The 15992-nt window shown below is 53.9% G+C and carries 13 protein-coding genes; 6 read left to right on the top strand and 7 right to left on the bottom strand.

Annotation, left to right across the window (positions count from 1 at the left end):
* Positions 1 to 23 precede the first annotated feature (23 nt).
* A complete protein-coding gene (pyrF, locus tag AAGR08_RS08670; RefSeq protein ID WP_345829613.1) occupies positions 24 to 731 on the top strand; it encodes an orotidine-5'-phosphate decarboxylase in 708 nt (235 codons plus the stop codon).
* A complete protein-coding gene (gene yciH, locus AAGR08_RS08675) occupies positions 731 to 1054 on the top strand; it encodes a stress response translation initiation inhibitor YciH (RefSeq protein WP_097097217.1) in 324 nt (107 codons plus the stop codon). Before pyrF ends, yciH begins: the two co-directional genes overlap by 1 nt.
* A 73-nt stretch (positions 1055 to 1127) precedes the next feature.
* On the opposite strand, the gene osmB is transcribed toward yciH, so the two are convergent.
* Positions 1128 to 1346: an osmotically-inducible lipoprotein OsmB gene (gene osmB, locus AAGR08_RS08680; RefSeq protein WP_097097218.1), complete on the bottom strand. Its 219-nt coding sequence runs from the start codon at positions 1344 to 1346 to the stop codon at positions 1128 to 1130.
* Positions 1347 to 1684: 338 nt separating this feature from the next.
* On the opposite strand from osmB, the gene araD reads away from it, so the two are divergent.
* From araD to AAGR08_RS08695, 3 genes are all read left to right on the top strand, one after another.
* A complete protein-coding gene (gene araD / locus AAGR08_RS08685; RefSeq protein ID WP_345829614.1) occupies positions 1685 to 2383 on the top strand; it encodes an L-ribulose-5-phosphate 4-epimerase in 699 nt (232 codons plus the stop codon).
* Positions 2384 to 2614: 231 nt separating this feature from the next.
* Positions 2615 to 3598 (top strand): 2-keto-3-deoxygluconate transporter, encoded by a 984-nt coding sequence (gene kdgT / locus AAGR08_RS08690; protein ID WP_097097220.1) that lies wholly within the window; start codon positions 2615 to 2617, stop codon positions 3596 to 3598.
* A 145-nt stretch (positions 3599 to 3743) separates the two neighbouring features.
* Positions 3744 to 4610, top strand: a complete 867-nt coding sequence (locus AAGR08_RS08695; protein ID WP_097097221.1) for a crotonase/enoyl-CoA hydratase family protein — start codon at positions 3744 to 3746, stop codon at positions 4608 to 4610.
* A 15-nt stretch (positions 4611 to 4625) separates the two neighbouring features.
* Here the strand turns inward: AAGR08_RS08695 and pdeR are convergent, their stop codons facing one another.
* From pdeR to AAGR08_RS08720, 5 genes are all read right to left on the bottom strand, one after another.
* On the bottom strand, positions 4626 to 6611 hold the full coding sequence (pdeR, locus tag AAGR08_RS08700; RefSeq protein WP_097097222.1) for a cyclic di-GMP phosphodiesterase: 1986 nt from the start codon (positions 6609 to 6611) through the stop codon (positions 4626 to 4628).
* A gap of 155 nt (positions 6612 to 6766) precedes the next feature.
* Positions 6767 to 7063, bottom strand: a complete 297-nt coding sequence (locus AAGR08_RS08705; protein ID WP_097097223.1) for a YbdD/YjiX family protein — start codon at positions 7061 to 7063, stop codon at positions 6767 to 6769.
* Entirely contained in the window at positions 7056 to 9122 is a 2067-nt protein-coding gene (locus AAGR08_RS08710; protein WP_345829616.1) for a carbon starvation CstA family protein, read from the bottom strand. The genes AAGR08_RS08705 and AAGR08_RS08710 overlap by 8 nt, the downstream gene beginning before the upstream one ends.
* Positions 9123 to 9306: 184 nt before the next feature.
* The gene (locus AAGR08_RS08715; RefSeq protein WP_097097225.1) at positions 9307 to 11241 is read right to left on the bottom strand and encodes an exoribonuclease II; all 1935 of its coding nucleotides are present in this window, start codon (positions 11239 to 11241) and stop codon (positions 9307 to 9309) included.
* 124 nt (positions 11242 to 11365) lie between these two features.
* Positions 11366 to 13672, bottom strand: a complete 2307-nt coding sequence (locus AAGR08_RS08720; protein WP_345829618.1) for an FdhF/YdeP family oxidoreductase — start codon at positions 13670 to 13672, stop codon at positions 11366 to 11368.
* Between the two features lie 244 nt (positions 13673 to 13916).
* Between AAGR08_RS08720 and AAGR08_RS08725 the strand changes: the two genes are divergently transcribed.
* A complete protein-coding gene (locus AAGR08_RS08725; protein WP_097097227.1) occupies positions 13917 to 15506 on the top strand; it encodes a PTS transporter subunit EIIC in 1590 nt (529 codons plus the stop codon).
* Positions 15507 to 15567: 61 nt separating this feature from the next.
* Here AAGR08_RS08725 and AAGR08_RS08730 read toward each other — a convergent pair whose 3' ends face one another.
* Positions 15568 to 15753, bottom strand: coding sequence for a general stress protein (locus AAGR08_RS08730; protein WP_097097228.1), 186 nt, complete (start codon positions 15751 to 15753; stop codon positions 15568 to 15570).
* Positions 15754 to 15992: the final 239 nt, after the last annotated feature.

Consider the following 15992-nt stretch of genomic DNA (forward strand, 5'->3'; position numbering starts at 1 on the left):
GTGCCTGTCACTGAGGAAACGTTATGCCTGTAACCACTTCACCCATTCTGGTGGCTCTCGACTATCATGATCTCAACAGCGCGCTGCAGTTTGTTGACCGCATTGATCCAAGCCAGTGTCGGCTGAAAGTGGGCAAAGAGATGTTCACGTTATTTGGTCCTGCACTGGTGAAGCTGCTGCAGGAGCGCGGTTTTGAAGTGTTCCTCGACCTCAAGTTTCACGATATCCCAAACACGACGGCACATGCTGTGGCAGCCGCTGCCGATTTAGGCGTGTGGATGGTAAATGTTCATGCAAGCGGTGGCGCGCGCATGATGAATGCGGCGCGTGAAGCGTTAGTACCCTTTGGGAAAGATGCACCATTGCTGATTGCCGTCACCGTGTTAACCAGCATGGATGAGAGCGATTTGAAAGGTCTGGGTATTACACTTTCCCCGGCTGAGCAGGCAGAGCGCCTGGCGCGTTTAACCCATGATTGCGGTCTGCACGGCGTGGTTTGCTCTGCACAAGAAGCCGCGCACTTTAAGCAGGTAATTGGCAAGGATTTTGCGCTGGTAACGCCTGGCATTCGGCCCGCAGGCAGTGATGCAGGCGATCAGCGACGCATCATGACGCCGCAGCAGGCTAAACTGGCGGGTGTGGATTATATGGTTATTGGTCGTCCAATTACCCAATCCGCCGATCCGGCAGCAACCCTGCAGCAAATCCTGCATAGCTTACAGGAGGCATAATGGCTCAGGACAATCGACTGGTATATTCGACGGATAGCGGTCGCATTACGCACGAAGAAGAGAAAGCGCCGCGACCAAAAGGCGATGGCATTGTACGAATTCAGCGTCAGACTAGTGGTCGCAAAGGAAAGGGCGTTTGCCTGATCAGCGGTATCGATCTTGATGATGCAGCACTTGAAAAGCTCGCCGCTGAATTGAAGAAAAAATGTGGTTGTGGCGGTGCGGTAAAAGAGGGCGTGATCGAAATCCAGGGCGACAAGCGCGATGTGATTAAGACGCTGCTGGAAGCCAAGGGTATGAAAGTAAAACTCGCCGGCGGTTGAAACAGTTCGGGCCACGTTATCGGTGGCCCGTTGATCGGTAGATGCGCTGCGTAGCCTGCGTATTATTGTTTTATTACTTACTCACCTGATGGCCGATGATACCGCCGACGGCCGCGCCGCCAATAGTACCGAGCCCGCTGCCGTTGGTTAGCACGGAACCACCAATGGCACCCGCACCCGCACCAATTGCGGTATTGCGATCGCGTTTCGACCAGTTGGAGCAACCGCTCAAGGCAACAACTAAAGTGGTAGCCAGTAAGGCTGCGGTTAAACGTTTCATTGTTGTAGTCATTCACTTCTCCTTGATTGTTAACACAGAGGTAACACTGTAAGTATAGATGTTGTCCTCCAAAATTCTCCTTCGTCACATCCTATGCCGTCGATAATCACCGTAAAATGCGTTGCCCTATTCATCCTGCAACAGCATTCAAACTGGGAGAGATCAGGTCCGCATCAATGCTTAGATAAGTCTAAACTTTGCGCATTGTTTCCGAAGATAGAAAAGTCTTAATTTACACCGCATTTTTGGTGCCTCAGCCACTTTTCGCTGCTTTTATAGCGATTCCTTCCATAACGGTTTCCTGGCCTGCTCCTCACAATTGAGGTATCACAGTTCTCAGGAGAAAAATCATGCTGGAAGCGTTAAAGCAGCAGGTACTGGAAGCGAATCTCGATTTACCACGCTATAACCTGGTGACCTTTACCTGGGGCAATGTCAGTGCCGTGGATCGCGAACGCGGTCTACTTGTGATCAAGCCTTCTGGCGTGAAATACGAGGATATGCGGCGCGACGATATGGTGGTGGTGGAATTAGCCAGCGGCAATATTATAGAAGGCAAAATGCGCCCGTCATCTGACACGGCGACGCATCGCGCACTCTATCTGGCGTGGCCGGACGTTGGCGGTATTGTTCACACGCACTCGCGCCACGCGACTATCTGGGCTCAGGCTGGGCGTGAGATTATTGCATTAGGTACCACGCATGCGGATGATTTCTACGGCACCATCCCTTGCACGCGCCAGATGAAGCGTGAAGAAATAGAGCGAGATTATGAGTGGAATACCGGGCAGGTGATTATTGAAACCTTCGCACAACGAGGGATTCATCCCAATGCCGTTCCGGCTGCGTTGGTTAATTCACACGGTCCTTTTGCCTGGGGTAAAGATGCGCACGCTGCGGTGCATAGCGCCGTGGTGTTGGAGGAAGTTGCCTATATGGCGTTGCACACTGCCAGGCTTCAAGCTGAGTTAACGCCCATTTCTCAAACATTGCTCGATCTACACTACCTGCGCAAACATGGTCAAAACGCATGGTATGGACAGAATTAAGGGTATGCAAAATGAGACAGGCGCCTGAGGGCGCCTTTCTTTTTCCCGCCATTTCAACTGGTATGGCGATGCACATCATAAATTCAAAATGATCAACCAATAAAAATAAAACACTGTTTCATGAATAAAGGTGCGATCACTTTTTTCCTTGTCACCCGCCGTTATCTTGCTCCCCATGCCTTCCGGCAATTGAAACGCACCTCCCTTTGGCTCAGTTAAGGTGACAGACCTATGCATATTAAACGGGCAATCGATAAAATTCCTGGCGGTATGATGTTGATTCCGCTGTTTTTAGGCGCGCTATGCCATACTTTTTCCCCCGGCGCGGGTAAATATTTCGGTTCTTTTACTAATGGCTTGATGAGCGGTACGGTACCGATCCTGGCGGTGTGGTTCTTCTGCATGGGGGCGTCAATCAAACTGAGCGCCACCGGCACGGTGTTGCGTAAATCCGGTACGCTAGTCCTCACTAAAATTGCCGTCGCCTGGGTTGTCGCGGCGATTGCCTCACGCGTGATGCCGGAAAATGGTATTGAAGTGGGGATGTTTGCTGGTCTTTCTACGCTAGCCCTGGTAGCCGCCATGGATATGACCAACGGCGGTTTATATGCCTCAATCATGCAGCAATATGGATCGAAAGAGGAGGCGGGAGCCTTTGTGTTGATGTCGCTGGAATCGGGACCGCTGATGACCATGGTGATCCTCGGTACCGCAGGCATCGCTTCATTTGAACCCCACGTTTTTGTTGGCGCAGTACTGCCGTTTATTGTCGGATTTGCGCTTGGCAATCTCGATCCGGAACTGCGCGATTTCTTTGGTAAAGCGGTTCACACCTTGATTCCCTTCTTCGCTTTCGCGCTGGGTAATACCATCGATTTGGCGGTGATTGCTCAAACGGGGATGTTGGGCATTTTGCTGGGTGTTGCGGTCATCATTATTACCGGCATTCCTCTGATTATTGCCGACCGCTTCATCGGTGGCGGCGACGGCACGGCGGGAATCGCGGCTTCCAGCACTGCCGGAGCCGCGGTCGCCACGCCGGTCCTGATTGCAGAAATGCTGCCGCAGTTTAAACCGGTTGCTCCTGCTGCCACGGCATTAGTCGCCACGTCGGTGATAGTGACGTCTGTAATCGTGCCTATCATCACCGCTGTTTATTCAAGACGCGTTAAGCGTTCTCATGTTGCCGTAGGGCAACGCGCTGCCATCAAGTAAGCCCGCTAATGCTTCCCCGGCCGATGGTCGGGGATATCTCTGGATTTTGCTTTATAAATCAATCTCTCATTTGGTCTGGCCTCACTCTGGATTACGCTGATGTGGCGTTTAACGCACCACATAAACATAAACAGAGGATGAGACAATGACAGTAATTAACCAACCCACATGCAGACTGTTCACCGAAGTTGGACAAACCACACAGCTCGCGGCCTACTATGAAGAGGGCCGCCACACCATGTGGATGATGCTGCGTGCGCAACCACGCCCGAGTTTTAACCACGAATTAATCGAGGAGATCATGAACCTGAGCTATTCCGCCCAGCGTTCCGGTCTGCCAATTGATTTTTGGGTCACGGGTTCGTTAGTACCGCAGATGTTTAACGCCGGCGGCGATCTGCGTTTCTTCGTAGAGTGCATTCGCAATAATCGTCGTGAAGCGCTGCGCGCTTATGCACGTGCCTGTGTCGACTGCATCCATTCCGCAGCGCGGGGGTTTGATACCGGAGCGGTGACCCTGGCAATGATTGAAGGCAGTGCGCTCGGTGGCGGTTTTGAAGCGGCGCTGGCACACCACTTCATTCTGGCGCAGAACAGTGCGCGCATGGGGTTCCCCGAGATCGCCTTCAACCTGTTCCCCGGCATGGGCGGTTACTCCCTGGTGGCGCGTCGGTCTGGCATGAAGCTGGCCGAAGAGCTGATTATGGAAGGGGAGTCACACAGCGCGGAGTGGTATGAGACGCGTGGCCTGGTCGATAAAGTGTTCCAGCCGGGCGATGGTTATCGCACTACGCGGACCTTTATCGACACGCTACGTCCAAAGTTGAATGGCGTACGTGCCATGCTCAAAGCACGTCAACGTGTGCTGCAGCTGTCACGGGCAGAACTGATGGATATAACGGAGGATTGGGTAGATTATGCCTTCACGCTGGAACCGAAAGACATTGCCTATATGGAACGTCTGGTACAACTGCAGAACCGGCATAGCGCTTCCATGCGCAAAGCCGGTTAATCTCGCTAACCGGCATTAGACGCGGGCAGGATGCTTAGCCAGCCAATGCCCGAGCTCTTCTGCGGGCATTGGTTTTGCATAATAATAACCTTGCCGCCCATCGACACCGTTGGCCATCACAAACTTCTCTTCAGCTTCGGTTTCAATGCCCTCAGCAATCACCTGCAGCTTAAGGGCTTTAGCAACGGCAACAATCGCACGGACCAGCGATTGTGCAACAGGTTGCATATTGATATTACGCACAAAACTCTGATCCAGCTTAATGGCATCAATAGGGATACGCGCCAGCTGGGAAAGAGAAGAGTAGCCGGTACCAAAATCGTCAAGATGAATCTCTGCGCCAAGTTCCTGAAACTGCTTCATCAACATCAGGGCGCCCGCTTCATTCTCAATTAAACAGCTTTCCGTCAGTTCGATATCAATCGGACAATCCGTCAGGCCCGCTTCACTTAAGGCATGTTTTAGATCGGTATAAACACTTTGATCGATCAGCTGCTTAGCTGAAACATTCACGGCGACACGCAGGTAGATGCCTTCACTACGCCACTTAATGATTTGCTGCAGAACATTGAGCATGACCCAGCGACCCAGCGGCACAATCAATCCTGACTCCTCCGCATAGGAAATGAAGTCGCCCGGCGGCACCAAACCGCGTTCGGGAGAATTCCAGCGTACCAGCGCCTCTGCGCTAACCACGTCGCCTTTAGCATTGAGTTTCGGTTGGTAATGCACCACCAGATGATCCAGCTCCAGCGCTTTACGCAGGTTGGTATCCAGCCAAAGATACTCGAACACGCGCTGGTTCATCTCATTGGCGAACACGCAGAATTTACCGCGACCATTCTCTTTCGCGTGGTACATCGCCGTGTCGGCGTTACGAATCAGGCTTTCGCGGTCTTCGCCATGCAGCGGGGCGAGGGCGATGCCAATCGAGCAGCCGCTATAGACCTCAATCAGGCCAATGCGGAACGGTTGGCGCAGGCGCTCAAGAATGCGCGACGCCATCGCTTCTAACGCGGCCTGGCTGGTGTGTTCCGCCAGCACCACGAATTCATCGCCACCAAGACGCGCCAGGGTTTGATCTTTACCCAGACAGCTGAGGATGGCTAACGATACCGCCTGCAGCAGCTGGTCGCCGAACATGTGGCCATAGGCGTCGTTAACCTTCTTAAAATTATCTAAATCAAGATAAACCACGCCGGTTTGACTGCCCTTTGCCAGCTCCAGTGCCAGGCTGATCTGCTGATGGATGGCGTTGCGATTAGGTAATCCGGTCACCGTATCGGTATTGGCCAGAACACGCAGCCGTTCCTGCGCTCGACGCTCTTCTGTGATGTCGGTTCCAGAACAGATGAGGAAAATTTCATTTTTCCCGCTACCGCTGTGTACGAACTTATTACGAAACAGAAACAGTCGCTGACCTTTGCGGGTTTTAATCCAGCGCTCAACTTCATATGAACTGCCTTCACGGAAGAAGCCGGTGATGTTGCGCCGTGATGCCTGGGCTTCCTGTTTAGTCATAAACAGCTGAAACACGTTGCGGCCAATCACTTCCTGCTCTTTCAGCCCGGTATACTCTTCGCTCAAGCGATTAAATCGTTGAATATTACCGCGTTGATCGAGGATCACAATCACCGAGTTTGCTTCAGAAACCACCTGCTCGGCAAAAGATAAGCCCAGCGTCAAATCTCGCGCGACGGCGGAGGTATCGCCCCAGGCTGAGGAGGTTCCTGCCCAGGTTGATTGGTTAACTTTACGGCCGACGAAATGCATCGGCACCGGCTCGCCGTGCAGCGACAGCGTAAGGTTGATACTGGAGGTAATGACCGTCATCGCGCGAAGTAAACTGGCCTGCGCGGGGGTAAGCGGAACCGCCATATTGGTGTTAGCGTTCTCATCTTCGGCAAAATGCAAAGCATCACTATCTGAAGTTAAACGCCAATGAGGGCTGGTGGTGCCAAACAAGGTATATAGCAACGTTTGCCCTTGTTCATCGGTCATGGAAACTTCCTCCGGGGGAATGCTCAGCGGGCGGTATCTCATTATTTTAGCAACAGTATTCAACCTCCTGCGTCAGCACAAGGTGCAAATTAAATATATTTTTGTTTTTACTAAAGAATGGCACGAAAAAGCCCCGATAAACGGGGCTGAAGTCTTTAGCAAGGGCACTTACCCAGCTTGCCTGGCTGGCTGGGAAAGCGCGCATCGAGGCAGTGACGGTGAAAAGCGCGCTCATCCATTGGAGCGTGCGTTGGATGATGTTCGCGCATATGCTTCAGATAAGTTTCATAGTCATGAACGCCGACCATTAAACGAAAACTTTGCTGCAAACCCCGCCAGAGTCGCTGCCAGCGCGTAAGATTTTGCCCACCCGCTGCAGGTGTGATTGGTAAGCAGTGCTGAATTTGCCACGCACCGGTGGGCTTTCTCCACTGAAAAATGGACTCAGACATTTCGCACCTCTTTGCGCAGGGAGATTTCGGATTCATGGGTAGTCGGCACTGTGCTGTTGAGTGCGCGACGGATCACGAAGAAGGCTGCCACTAGCATGGTGACCGCCACCAGCATGAAGAAGGCGCACAGGGCCGCGTTAATTTGATTGCTAAACACGATGGTTTGCATATCGGCAACGGTCTTGGCCGGAGCGATAACGATGCCGTCATCGATACCTTTGCTGAATTTGTTCGCCTGCGCGAGGAAACCAATGGAGGGCTTCTCGTGGAAGATCTTCTGCCATCCGGCCGTCATTGAGGTGATGAACAGCCAGGCGGTAGGTAAAATAGTGACCCACGCGTAGCGCTGCTTCTTCATCTTGAACAAGACAACGGTGCCGAGAATCAGCGCCATCGACGCCAGCATCTGGTTACCGATGCCAAACAGTGGCCACAGCGTGTTAATCCCGCCAAGTGGATCGACCACGCCCTGATAAACGAAGAAGCCCCATCCTGCTACCGCCACGGTGGTGCCGGCCATATTACCCAGCCATGAACGGTTATTGGCCATCGACGGTACCACGGTGCCCACCAGGTCCTGCACCATAAAGCGACAGGCGCGGGTACCGGCATCAACCGCAGTAAGAATAAACAGTGCCTCAAAGAGAATCGCGAAGTGATACCAGAACGCCATCATGGCCCGGCTGTTAAATACCTCGGTAATAATATGCGCCATGCCTACGGCAAAGGTCGGCGCACCACCGGCACGTGACAGAATCGTGCTTTCGCCGACGTCGCGGGCAATGCCGCTCAACATTTCCGGCGTCACGACAAAGCCCCAGCCGTTGATGGCCTGCGAGGCACTTTCCACCGTAGTCCCAATCAGTGCGGCAGGAGAGTTCATGGCAAAGTAAACGCCCGGGTCGAGCACCGAAGCGCAAATCAGCGCCATAATCGCCACGAACGATTCCATCAACATCGCGCCATAGCCGATAAAGCGAATATGACTTTCGCGCTCCACCAGCTTCGGTGTGGTTCCGCTCGAGACCAATGCGTGGAAGCCGGAAATCGCACCACAGGCAATAGTAATAAACAGAAACGGGAACAGCGCGCCGGAGAATACCGGGCCGCTGCCATCGATAAATTTGGTGACGGCGGGCATCTTCATTTCCGGCATAGCAAACAGAATGCCAATCGCCAGACCAATGATGACGCCGATTTTCAGGAAAGTAGAGAGATAATCGCGTGGTGCCAGCAGCAGCCACACCGGCAGCGAAGAGGCAATAAAACCGTAGATCACCAGCACCCACGTCAACTCAGTGCCTTTGAGCGTAAAGAGCGGCCCCCAATAAGGATCGGCTGCCACGTTGCCGCCGTAGATGATCGCCGCCATCATCAGTACGAAGCCAATAATCGACACCTCGGCAATTTTTCCCGGCCGCAGGAAGCGCATATACACGCCCATAAACAGCGCAATCGGAATGGTGGCAGCGATGGTAAACAAGCCCCACGGACTGTTTGCTAACGCTTTTACCACCACCAGCGCCAGCGCTGAGAGGATGATAATCATCACGCCCAACGCACCGAGCATGGTAACCACGCCCGCGAACGAACCGAGCTCCTGACGCGCCATCTCACCGAGCGAACGGCCATCACGACGCGTAGAGATGAACAGAATCAGAAAGTCCTGCACCGCACCGGCAAACATTACGCCAACCAGAATCCAGATAGTGCCGGGCAGAAAACCCATTTGCGCCGCGAGAATTGGGCCAACCAGCGGACCTGCACCAGCAATCGCCGCAAAGTGGTGGCCGAACAGCACCCATTTATTAGTGGGGACGTAATCGAGGCCGTCACTTAAGCGTTCCGCGGGTGTGCGACGACGATCGTCCAGTTCAAAGATGCGTTTAGAGATAAACAGGCTGTAAAAGCGGTAGGCAATGCTGTAGCAGGCGACCGAGGCAATCACTAGCCAGACGGCGTTGACGTGTTCGCCGCGACTGAGCGCCAGCATGGCAAATGCGCCTGCGCCAATTAACGCCACCGCTAACCAGATGACTCCGGTTTTGACGTTGTTCATGAGTTAACTCCTTGTAGAGACCGGGAAAAGAGGCGATCGAATACAACAAGTTAAAAGTAATGTAATGAATTGTTAACGACAGGGGTTAGCAGCAGAAGTGTGAAGCAGAAAGCAAATTTAACCTTTGCGAAGGTGATTGCAATGAAATGCGGGATAACGGCTGTTATCCCGCGAGTTTTCATGCTCAGGCGGCTGGACGGGCAACCACGCTGCGGGTTTCCATGCGCACTTCCGCAATGGTCACATCAATGATGTCGGTGACGCGATAAGCGACTTCACCTTTAATCTGCACGGTGCCGCTCTCCTGAGAGCACACCAGCTCATCACGCACCGCGTGGATGAACGGAGCAGGAATAAAGGCGACCGCGCCATTTTCCTGCAGGCGGACGCGCATACCGCCACGTGACACGTCGATGATCTCGGCGCTGAACTTGCGATCGGTACCAGCAAACGGCGCCAGGAAGCGCGCATAGAGCCAATCACCGACATCGCGTTCAGCCATACGGTTCAGGCGACGACGCTCGCTCATGATCGTCGTCAGCTCGTCCTGCGGACGGGCAATGCTGTCACCGCGCACAATCGCTTTCAGCAAACGATGGTTTATCATGTCGCCAAACTTACGAATCGGCGACGTCCAGGTGGCGTAGGCTTCAAGACCGAGACCAAAGTGCGGGCCTGGCTCGGTGCTGACTTCCGCAAAAGACTGGAAGCGACGGATGCGGCTGTCGAGATACTGCGTAGGCTGCGCATCAAGTTCACGACGTAGCTGGCGGAAGCCTTCCAGCGTGGTAATCGCCTGTGGATCAACGGTGATGCCGTGACCTGCCAGCACGCCTGCGGCCTGCTCTGCATTGGCGAGGTCGAAACCGGTATGCAGGTTGTAGATACCAAAGCCCAGCTTCTCCTGCAGCACTTTTGCGGCACAGACGTTAGCGAGGATCATGGATTCTTCAACGATGCGGTTAGCGATGCGACGCGGCTCGGAAATGATATCCAACACTTCGCCTTTCTCGCCCAACACAAAGCGGTAGTCCGGACGATCTTTGAACACCAGCGCATGGGTTTGACGCCACTCGCTGCGCGCCAGGCACAGCTGATGCAGCAGGCGAATTTGCTGAGCAATCGCCTCGCTTTCGGGCTGCCAGCTGCCGCTGTTTTCCAGCCAATCGGAGACGTTGTCATAAACCAGTTTGGCTTTGGACTCGATCCACGCGGCAAAGAAGTGCACATCGTCAGCCAGGCTGCCATCTTTCAACACGGTTACGCGGCACGCCAGCGCCGGGCGACGTTCGTTCGGACGCAGTGAACACACGTTGTCAGACAACTCGCGCGGTAACATCGGAATGTTGAAGCCCGGCAGATAGTTAGTAAAGGCGCGTTTAGCGGCCAGCTTATCCAGCTCGCTGCCTTCCGCGACATAAGCGGTAGGGTCGGCGATAGCGATAGTCAGTGACAGATTGCCGTCGGCATTCTCTTCCACATACAGCGCATCATCCATATCCTGGGTGCTGGCGCTGTCGATGGTGACAAAATGCAACGCGGTTAAATCTTCACGCTGGAGATTTTCGTCGAGCATCTCACCAAAGCCGACGTCAGGCGCCTGGCGTTCGAGGTTATGACGTGACAGCGTGACCCACCACGGGGCGAGATGATCGTCCGCCGTGACAATGAATTCGGTCAGTTCAGCATAGAAGCCACGGTCGCCTTTCAGCGGGTGACGGCGCATTTCTGCCACTGCCCAATCCCCGTTCTGGAAATCGTGGCTCACGCTACGCTCGGCGCGACACGGAATCGCGTCTTTCAGCAGCGGATGGTCCGGCACAATCGACAGGCGATCGTCCTTCCTTTGTACGCGGCCGACAAAGCGGGTCAGGAACGGCTCAACCAGGGTTTCCGGCTCGGCACTCTCGCGGTCTTTATCGGTGTGGATCACGGCCTGAATGCGGTCGCCGTGCATCACTTTCTTCATCTGCGGTGGCGGAATGAAGTAGCTTTTTTGAGCATCAACTTCAAGGAAGCCAAAGCCTTTTTCCGTACCTTTAACAACACCTTCAACACGCGGAGTCTGCGCATGAAGCTTCTCTTTAAGCTGCGCGAGCAGCGGATTATCCTGGAACATAATTTATATAGTTTCGTGGCCTAAGAGCGGCTGACAGTTTTACGCGAATCGCGTGCGCGCGGCAAGGTCAAAACAGGCTAAAAAGCCGCTTTACGCGGCTTTTTACCTTCTGATAACGCTTTGGTTAGGCGATGCGTTGTGAGGGCAAGGCGGCAGTTAATGCCAGCTTGACCGGCACCGATTTTGAGGTCGGCGTACCGCTGCCGTCGCCAAAGCTGGAGAGCGGTACTAGCGGGTTGGTTTCCGGATAATAGGCGGCGAGATTGCCGCGCGGAATATTGTACGGCACCAGCTTGAAACCACTAACGCGCCGCGTTAATCCGTCATTCCACAGCGTTTCAATATCCACCAGCTGGCCCTCGCTGAAACCTAACGACGCCATATCATCCGGATGGATAAATACCACTTCGCGCTGGCCATACACGCCTCGATAACGGTCATCGAGGCCATAAATGGTGGTGTTGTACTGATCGTGTGAACGTAGAGTTTGCAGCGTAAACGGCACGGCCACATCACCCAACTGCGGGAACAGGGAAGTCGGCAGGGCGGCGGCGCTGAATTCTGCCCGTTTACTCGGTGTGTTGAAGCGCAATTCTGCGGCGGCATTGCCGAGATAGAAACCGCCGGGGATGTCGCACTTGTTATTAAAATCGTCAAAGCCCGGAATGGTCGCAGCGATGTGATCGCGAATCAGATCATAATTACCCGCCATTGCCAGCCAGTCGATTTTCTCGCTGCCTAAGGTGGCATGCGCAATACCCGCAACGATCGCGGTTTCGGAACGCTGCGTCTCCGCCAGCGGAATCCCCACGCCTTCTGAGGCATGTACCATGCTGAAAGAGTCTTCCACAGTGATGTACTGATTACCGCTGGCCTGACGATCGCGTTCGGTGCGGCCCAGGGTTGGCAGAATCAGTCCTTCATGGCCCGGCACCAGATGGCTGCGGTTCAGTTTGGTACTGATGTGCACGGTCAAACCGCAATGCTGCAACGCCTCTTCGGTGACGGGGGAGTCGGGTGCTGCCGCCGCGAGATTTCCGCCTAACGCAATCAGCACTTTCACTTCATCACGCAACATCGCATTCAGCGCTTCAACGGTGTTATGACCGTGCTCGCGCGGCGGTTCAAAACCAAAGTGGGTACCCAGTGCATCAAGGAACGGCTTGCTCGGCTTTTCATCGATACCCATGGTGCGGTTGCCCTGCACATTACTGTGGCCGCGTACCGGACACAGGCCCGCGCCTTTTTTGCCCAACTGGCCAAACAGCAATTGCAGGTTGGTGATTTCGCGTACGGTGTCCACTGAATGTTTATGCTGGGTGATACCCATCGCCCAGGTCACGATGACGCGCTCAGCGCTTTGATAAATTGCCGCGGCTTCACGTATCTGCGCTTCGCTCAGACCGGATTGACGCACGATATCGTCCCAGCGGGTGTTATCTACGGCGGCTAGATATTCCTCAACGCCTTGGGTATTTGCGCTAATAAACGTCTGGTCAAAAATGCCCGTTTCGCCAGCCGCCAAACGTTCACGCTGCATTTCCAGCAACGTTTTCACCATGCCGCGAATCGCCGCCATATCGCCACCGAGATTGGGCTGGTAATAGGCAGAACTAATCGTACCGGCCATCGATGTGACGATTTCCAGCGGCTTTTGCGGATCGGCAAAACGCTCCAGCCCGCGCTCGCGCAGGGTATTGAAGGTGACGATTTTCGCGCCATGATCGGCAGCGTGACGCAGGCTGTGCAGCATGCGCGGGTGGTTGGTGCCTGGATTCTGACCGAAGACGAAAATCGCGTCCGCATGATCAAAATCGTCGAGACGAATGGTGCCTTTACCCACGCCGATGCTGCGTTTCAGGCCGGTGCCGCTGGCTTCGTGGCACATATTGGAGCAGTCGGGGAAGTTGTTGGTGCCCATCACACGGCCAAACAGTTGATAAAGCCATGACGCTTCATTGCTGGCACGACCCGATGTATACAACTCCATCTGGTTTGGATGATCCATCGCCTGCAGGTGCTGAGCAATCAGCGCAAAGGCGTCATTCCAGCTAATCGGTTCGTAATGGTCGGTGGCACTGTTGTAGCGCATTGGGTGGGTTAAGCGGCCCTGATATTCGAGAAAATAATCACTTTGCTGATAGAGGGTGCTCACGCTGTGCTGGGCAAAAAAATCTGGAGCAACGACGCGTCGCGTCGCTTCCCAGGTCACGGCTTTTGCGCCGTTTTCACAGAAACTAAAGGTACTTTTGTTGTCATCGCCCCATGCACAACCCGGGCAGTCAAAACCGCGCGCTTTGTTCATGCGCATTAAGTTACGCATGTTTTTCAGCGCTGCTTTGCTATCAAGGACAAAACGGGTAGTCGCTTCCAATGAACCCCAGCCGCCCGCCGCGGCGCGATAAGGTTGAATCTTACGTTTAAATTTCATAGTTGCAGGCTTATTTGTTTATGAGTTGTTATCAGAATATGTCTTCTGTTAGCGGGAAGTGTGCGACTCTCCTTAAAAGTTGTCTAATTGATTGGTTTAATGGAGCGATAGGCGGCGTTTATCGCAAAAAGGTAGCAAAGCGTGACTTATATCAAATTTTTCCCGCTGGTCAGGTGCGTGAGTTACGTGCTGCAGGAATAACTGACTAATAATTGCTCTTTCAATGATGAGAAGGGCACGCAGCATGAAGAATCTGGCCAGCCAAATTCACGCTTTCGGTAAAGCTTTGATGATGCCGATCTCGGTGATCGCCGCCGCAGGGATCTTTCTTGGGTTAGCCGCCGCAATGCAAAACCCGGCAATTACCGGAGATGCTTTCGCCAATCTGCAGGTGCCACAACTGATCATTGGTTTTATTCGTAAAGTGGCGGGAGCGCTGTTTGCCAATCTGCCGCTGTTCTTTGCCGTGGCCAGCGCCATTGGACTGGCAAAAGCCGAGAAGCCCACCGCCGCATTCGCCGCAGTGATTGGTTATATCGCCATGAACGTCGGCATCAGCTCCACGCTGGCGTCGAAGGGCTTGACGGCGGCGACCACCACGCCAGAAGCATTGCAAAAGGCTGGCATGGACCAAACCGCCGCGATGATGACCTCCGCCGAATACATCGACATGCTCGGTATTTTTACTTACAACATGAGCGTGCTGGGCGGCGTGATCGCAGGTTTGATTACCGTGGTGTTGCACAACCGGTTTTATACGCAGCAGCTGCCCACGGCCATCAGCTTCTTCGGTGGACGTCGTTTTGTGCCGATCGTCACGGTGGTGGTGTTGCCGCTGGTGGGCGTGCTGCTGGCATTGATTTGGCCGACCATCGGCGAAGGCATCGCGTGGGTTGGCCTGATGATTGGTAAAAGTGGGCAATATGGTGCTTTTTTGCTTGGCACCAGCGAACGCCTGCTGATTCCCACCGGCTTGCACCATATTCTCAATGAAACCGTACGGTTTACGCCGATTGGTGGCATGGCGACGGTGGAGGGGCAAAGCGTTGTGGGCGCGCTGAATATCTTTAATACTTCGCTGACGCATCCCGGCGCGATCCCGGATGATACGGTGCGCGGTGCCACGCAATTCCTTGCCCAAGGCAAGATCCCGGTAATGATGTTTGGTTTACCGGCCGCCGCACTCGCGATTTATCACACCGCACGGCCCGAGCATAAACAGCGCGTTAAAGCACTGGTGCTGGCGGGTGCATTAACGTCCTTTACTACCGGTATCACCGAGCCGCTGGAGTTCTGCTTCATCTTCGTTTCGCCCGTGCTCTATATCCTGCATGCGGTGCTCACCGGCTTGTCCTTTATGCTGATGTCGATGCTGCACCTGATGATCGGTAACGTGCAGGGCGGCGCCATCGATTTGGTGGTATTTGGTATTCTCGGCGGCACGAAAACCCACTGGTGGTGGACGATTGTGCTGGGGGTGATGTATGTGCCGATTTACTATTACGCCTTCCGGTTTGTGATTACGCGCATGCGTGTGGAAACGCCGGGGCGCGAATCTGATGAGGAGCAAAAACCGGAGCAGGTGGCGGCTGATGAGCGCACCAAAGTGATCATTAGCGGGCTCGGCGGTGAAGCCAATATAGAAGATGTCGATTGTTGTTTTACCCGGCTGCGGGTACGGGTCAAAGAGATGAAGCAAGTGGTCGATCAAACCTTGCTCACGACCGGTGCCAATGGGGTTAATCGCGTCAGCGAACATGATGTGCAGGTGATTTACGGCCCGCAGGTTGAGAAGATTGCTAACGAGGTGAAAAGCGCTCTGGGCGTGGCGTAAAGCGTTGCTTGATAACAGCAACGCTGATGCCAATCCCTGGCAGACAACATCCTAAGGCGCCTTACTCAGACTTCGTTGGAGGACGACGGCTTATTTTGCCTCCTTTCCGACCCGCTTCGACGGCTCTTTCAGGATCGTTTCTGAAGTTACCACCGCTGGCCTGGCCTCCCGCCTTGCCAGCTTCTCTGGCACGTTCCGGATTGTTGGCAAAATTCCCTGCGCCGCCTCTGTAGCTCTGTTTGTTCATAGGAAGACCTCTTATCAATGTTCCATTAGATTTAAGGACTAGCTAGTCACGCTGACAATTTTAGACGCTGGTTGCAGTAAGGCCAGTGAGCGAGGTGTAAATAATTGAAGTTGGAGAAAGAATTCAATGGGTAAGGCATACCCGGGAATAAAATGAAGGGGTTACATTGACATCACTGGCGGGCTGGTTGAACATCCCCCGGTTTTTCCCGGCACGATTATTTGGCGCTCGCCTGCTGG

The organism is Pantoea sp. BRR-3P, assembly GCF_039621635.1.
GTDB classification, from domain to species: domain Bacteria; phylum Pseudomonadota; class Gammaproteobacteria; order Enterobacterales; family Enterobacteriaceae; genus Pantoea; species Pantoea floridensis.

Excerpts from the sequence above, each read along its gene's own strand:
- osmB (WP_097097218.1), bottom strand. The coding sequence starts at position 1,346 with ATGACTACAACAATGAAACGTTTAACCGCAGCCTTACTGGCTACCACT.
- AAGR08_RS08705 (WP_097097223.1), bottom strand. The coding sequence starts at position 7,063 with ATGTCTGAGTCCATTTTTCAGTGGAGAAAGCCCACCGGTGCGTGGCAA.
- pyrF (WP_345829613.1), top strand. The coding sequence starts at position 24 with ATGCCTGTAACCACTTCACCCATTCTGGTGGCTCTCGACTATCATGAT.
- kdgT (WP_097097220.1), top strand. The coding sequence starts at position 2,615 with ATGCATATTAAACGGGCAATCGATAAAATTCCTGGCGGTATGATGTTG.
- yciH (WP_097097217.1), top strand. The coding sequence starts at position 731 with ATGGCTCAGGACAATCGACTGGTATATTCGACGGATAGCGGTCGCATT.
- AAGR08_RS08730 (WP_097097228.1), bottom strand. The coding sequence starts at position 15,753 with ATGAACAAACAGAGCTACAGAGGCGGCGCAGGGAATTTTGCCAACAAT.
- AAGR08_RS08710 (WP_345829616.1), bottom strand. The coding sequence starts at position 9,122 with ATGAACAACGTCAAAACCGGAGTCATCTGGTTAGCGGTGGCGTTAATT.
- AAGR08_RS08695 (WP_097097221.1), top strand. The coding sequence starts at position 3,744 with ATGACAGTAATTAACCAACCCACATGCAGACTGTTCACCGAAGTTGGA.
- pdeR (WP_097097222.1), bottom strand. The coding sequence starts at position 6,611 with ATGACCGATGAACAAGGGCAAACGTTGCTATATACCTTGTTTGGCACC.
- AAGR08_RS08715 (WP_097097225.1), bottom strand. The coding sequence starts at position 11,241 with ATGTTCCAGGATAATCCGCTGCTCGCGCAGCTTAAAGAGAAGCTTCAT.
- AAGR08_RS08720 (WP_345829618.1), bottom strand. The coding sequence starts at position 13,672 with ATGAAATTTAAACGTAAGATTCAACCTTATCGCGCCGCGGCGGGCGGC.
- araD (WP_345829614.1), top strand. The coding sequence starts at position 1,685 with ATGCTGGAAGCGTTAAAGCAGCAGGTACTGGAAGCGAATCTCGATTTA.
- AAGR08_RS08725 (WP_097097227.1), top strand. The coding sequence starts at position 13,917 with ATGAAGAATCTGGCCAGCCAAATTCACGCTTTCGGTAAAGCTTTGATG.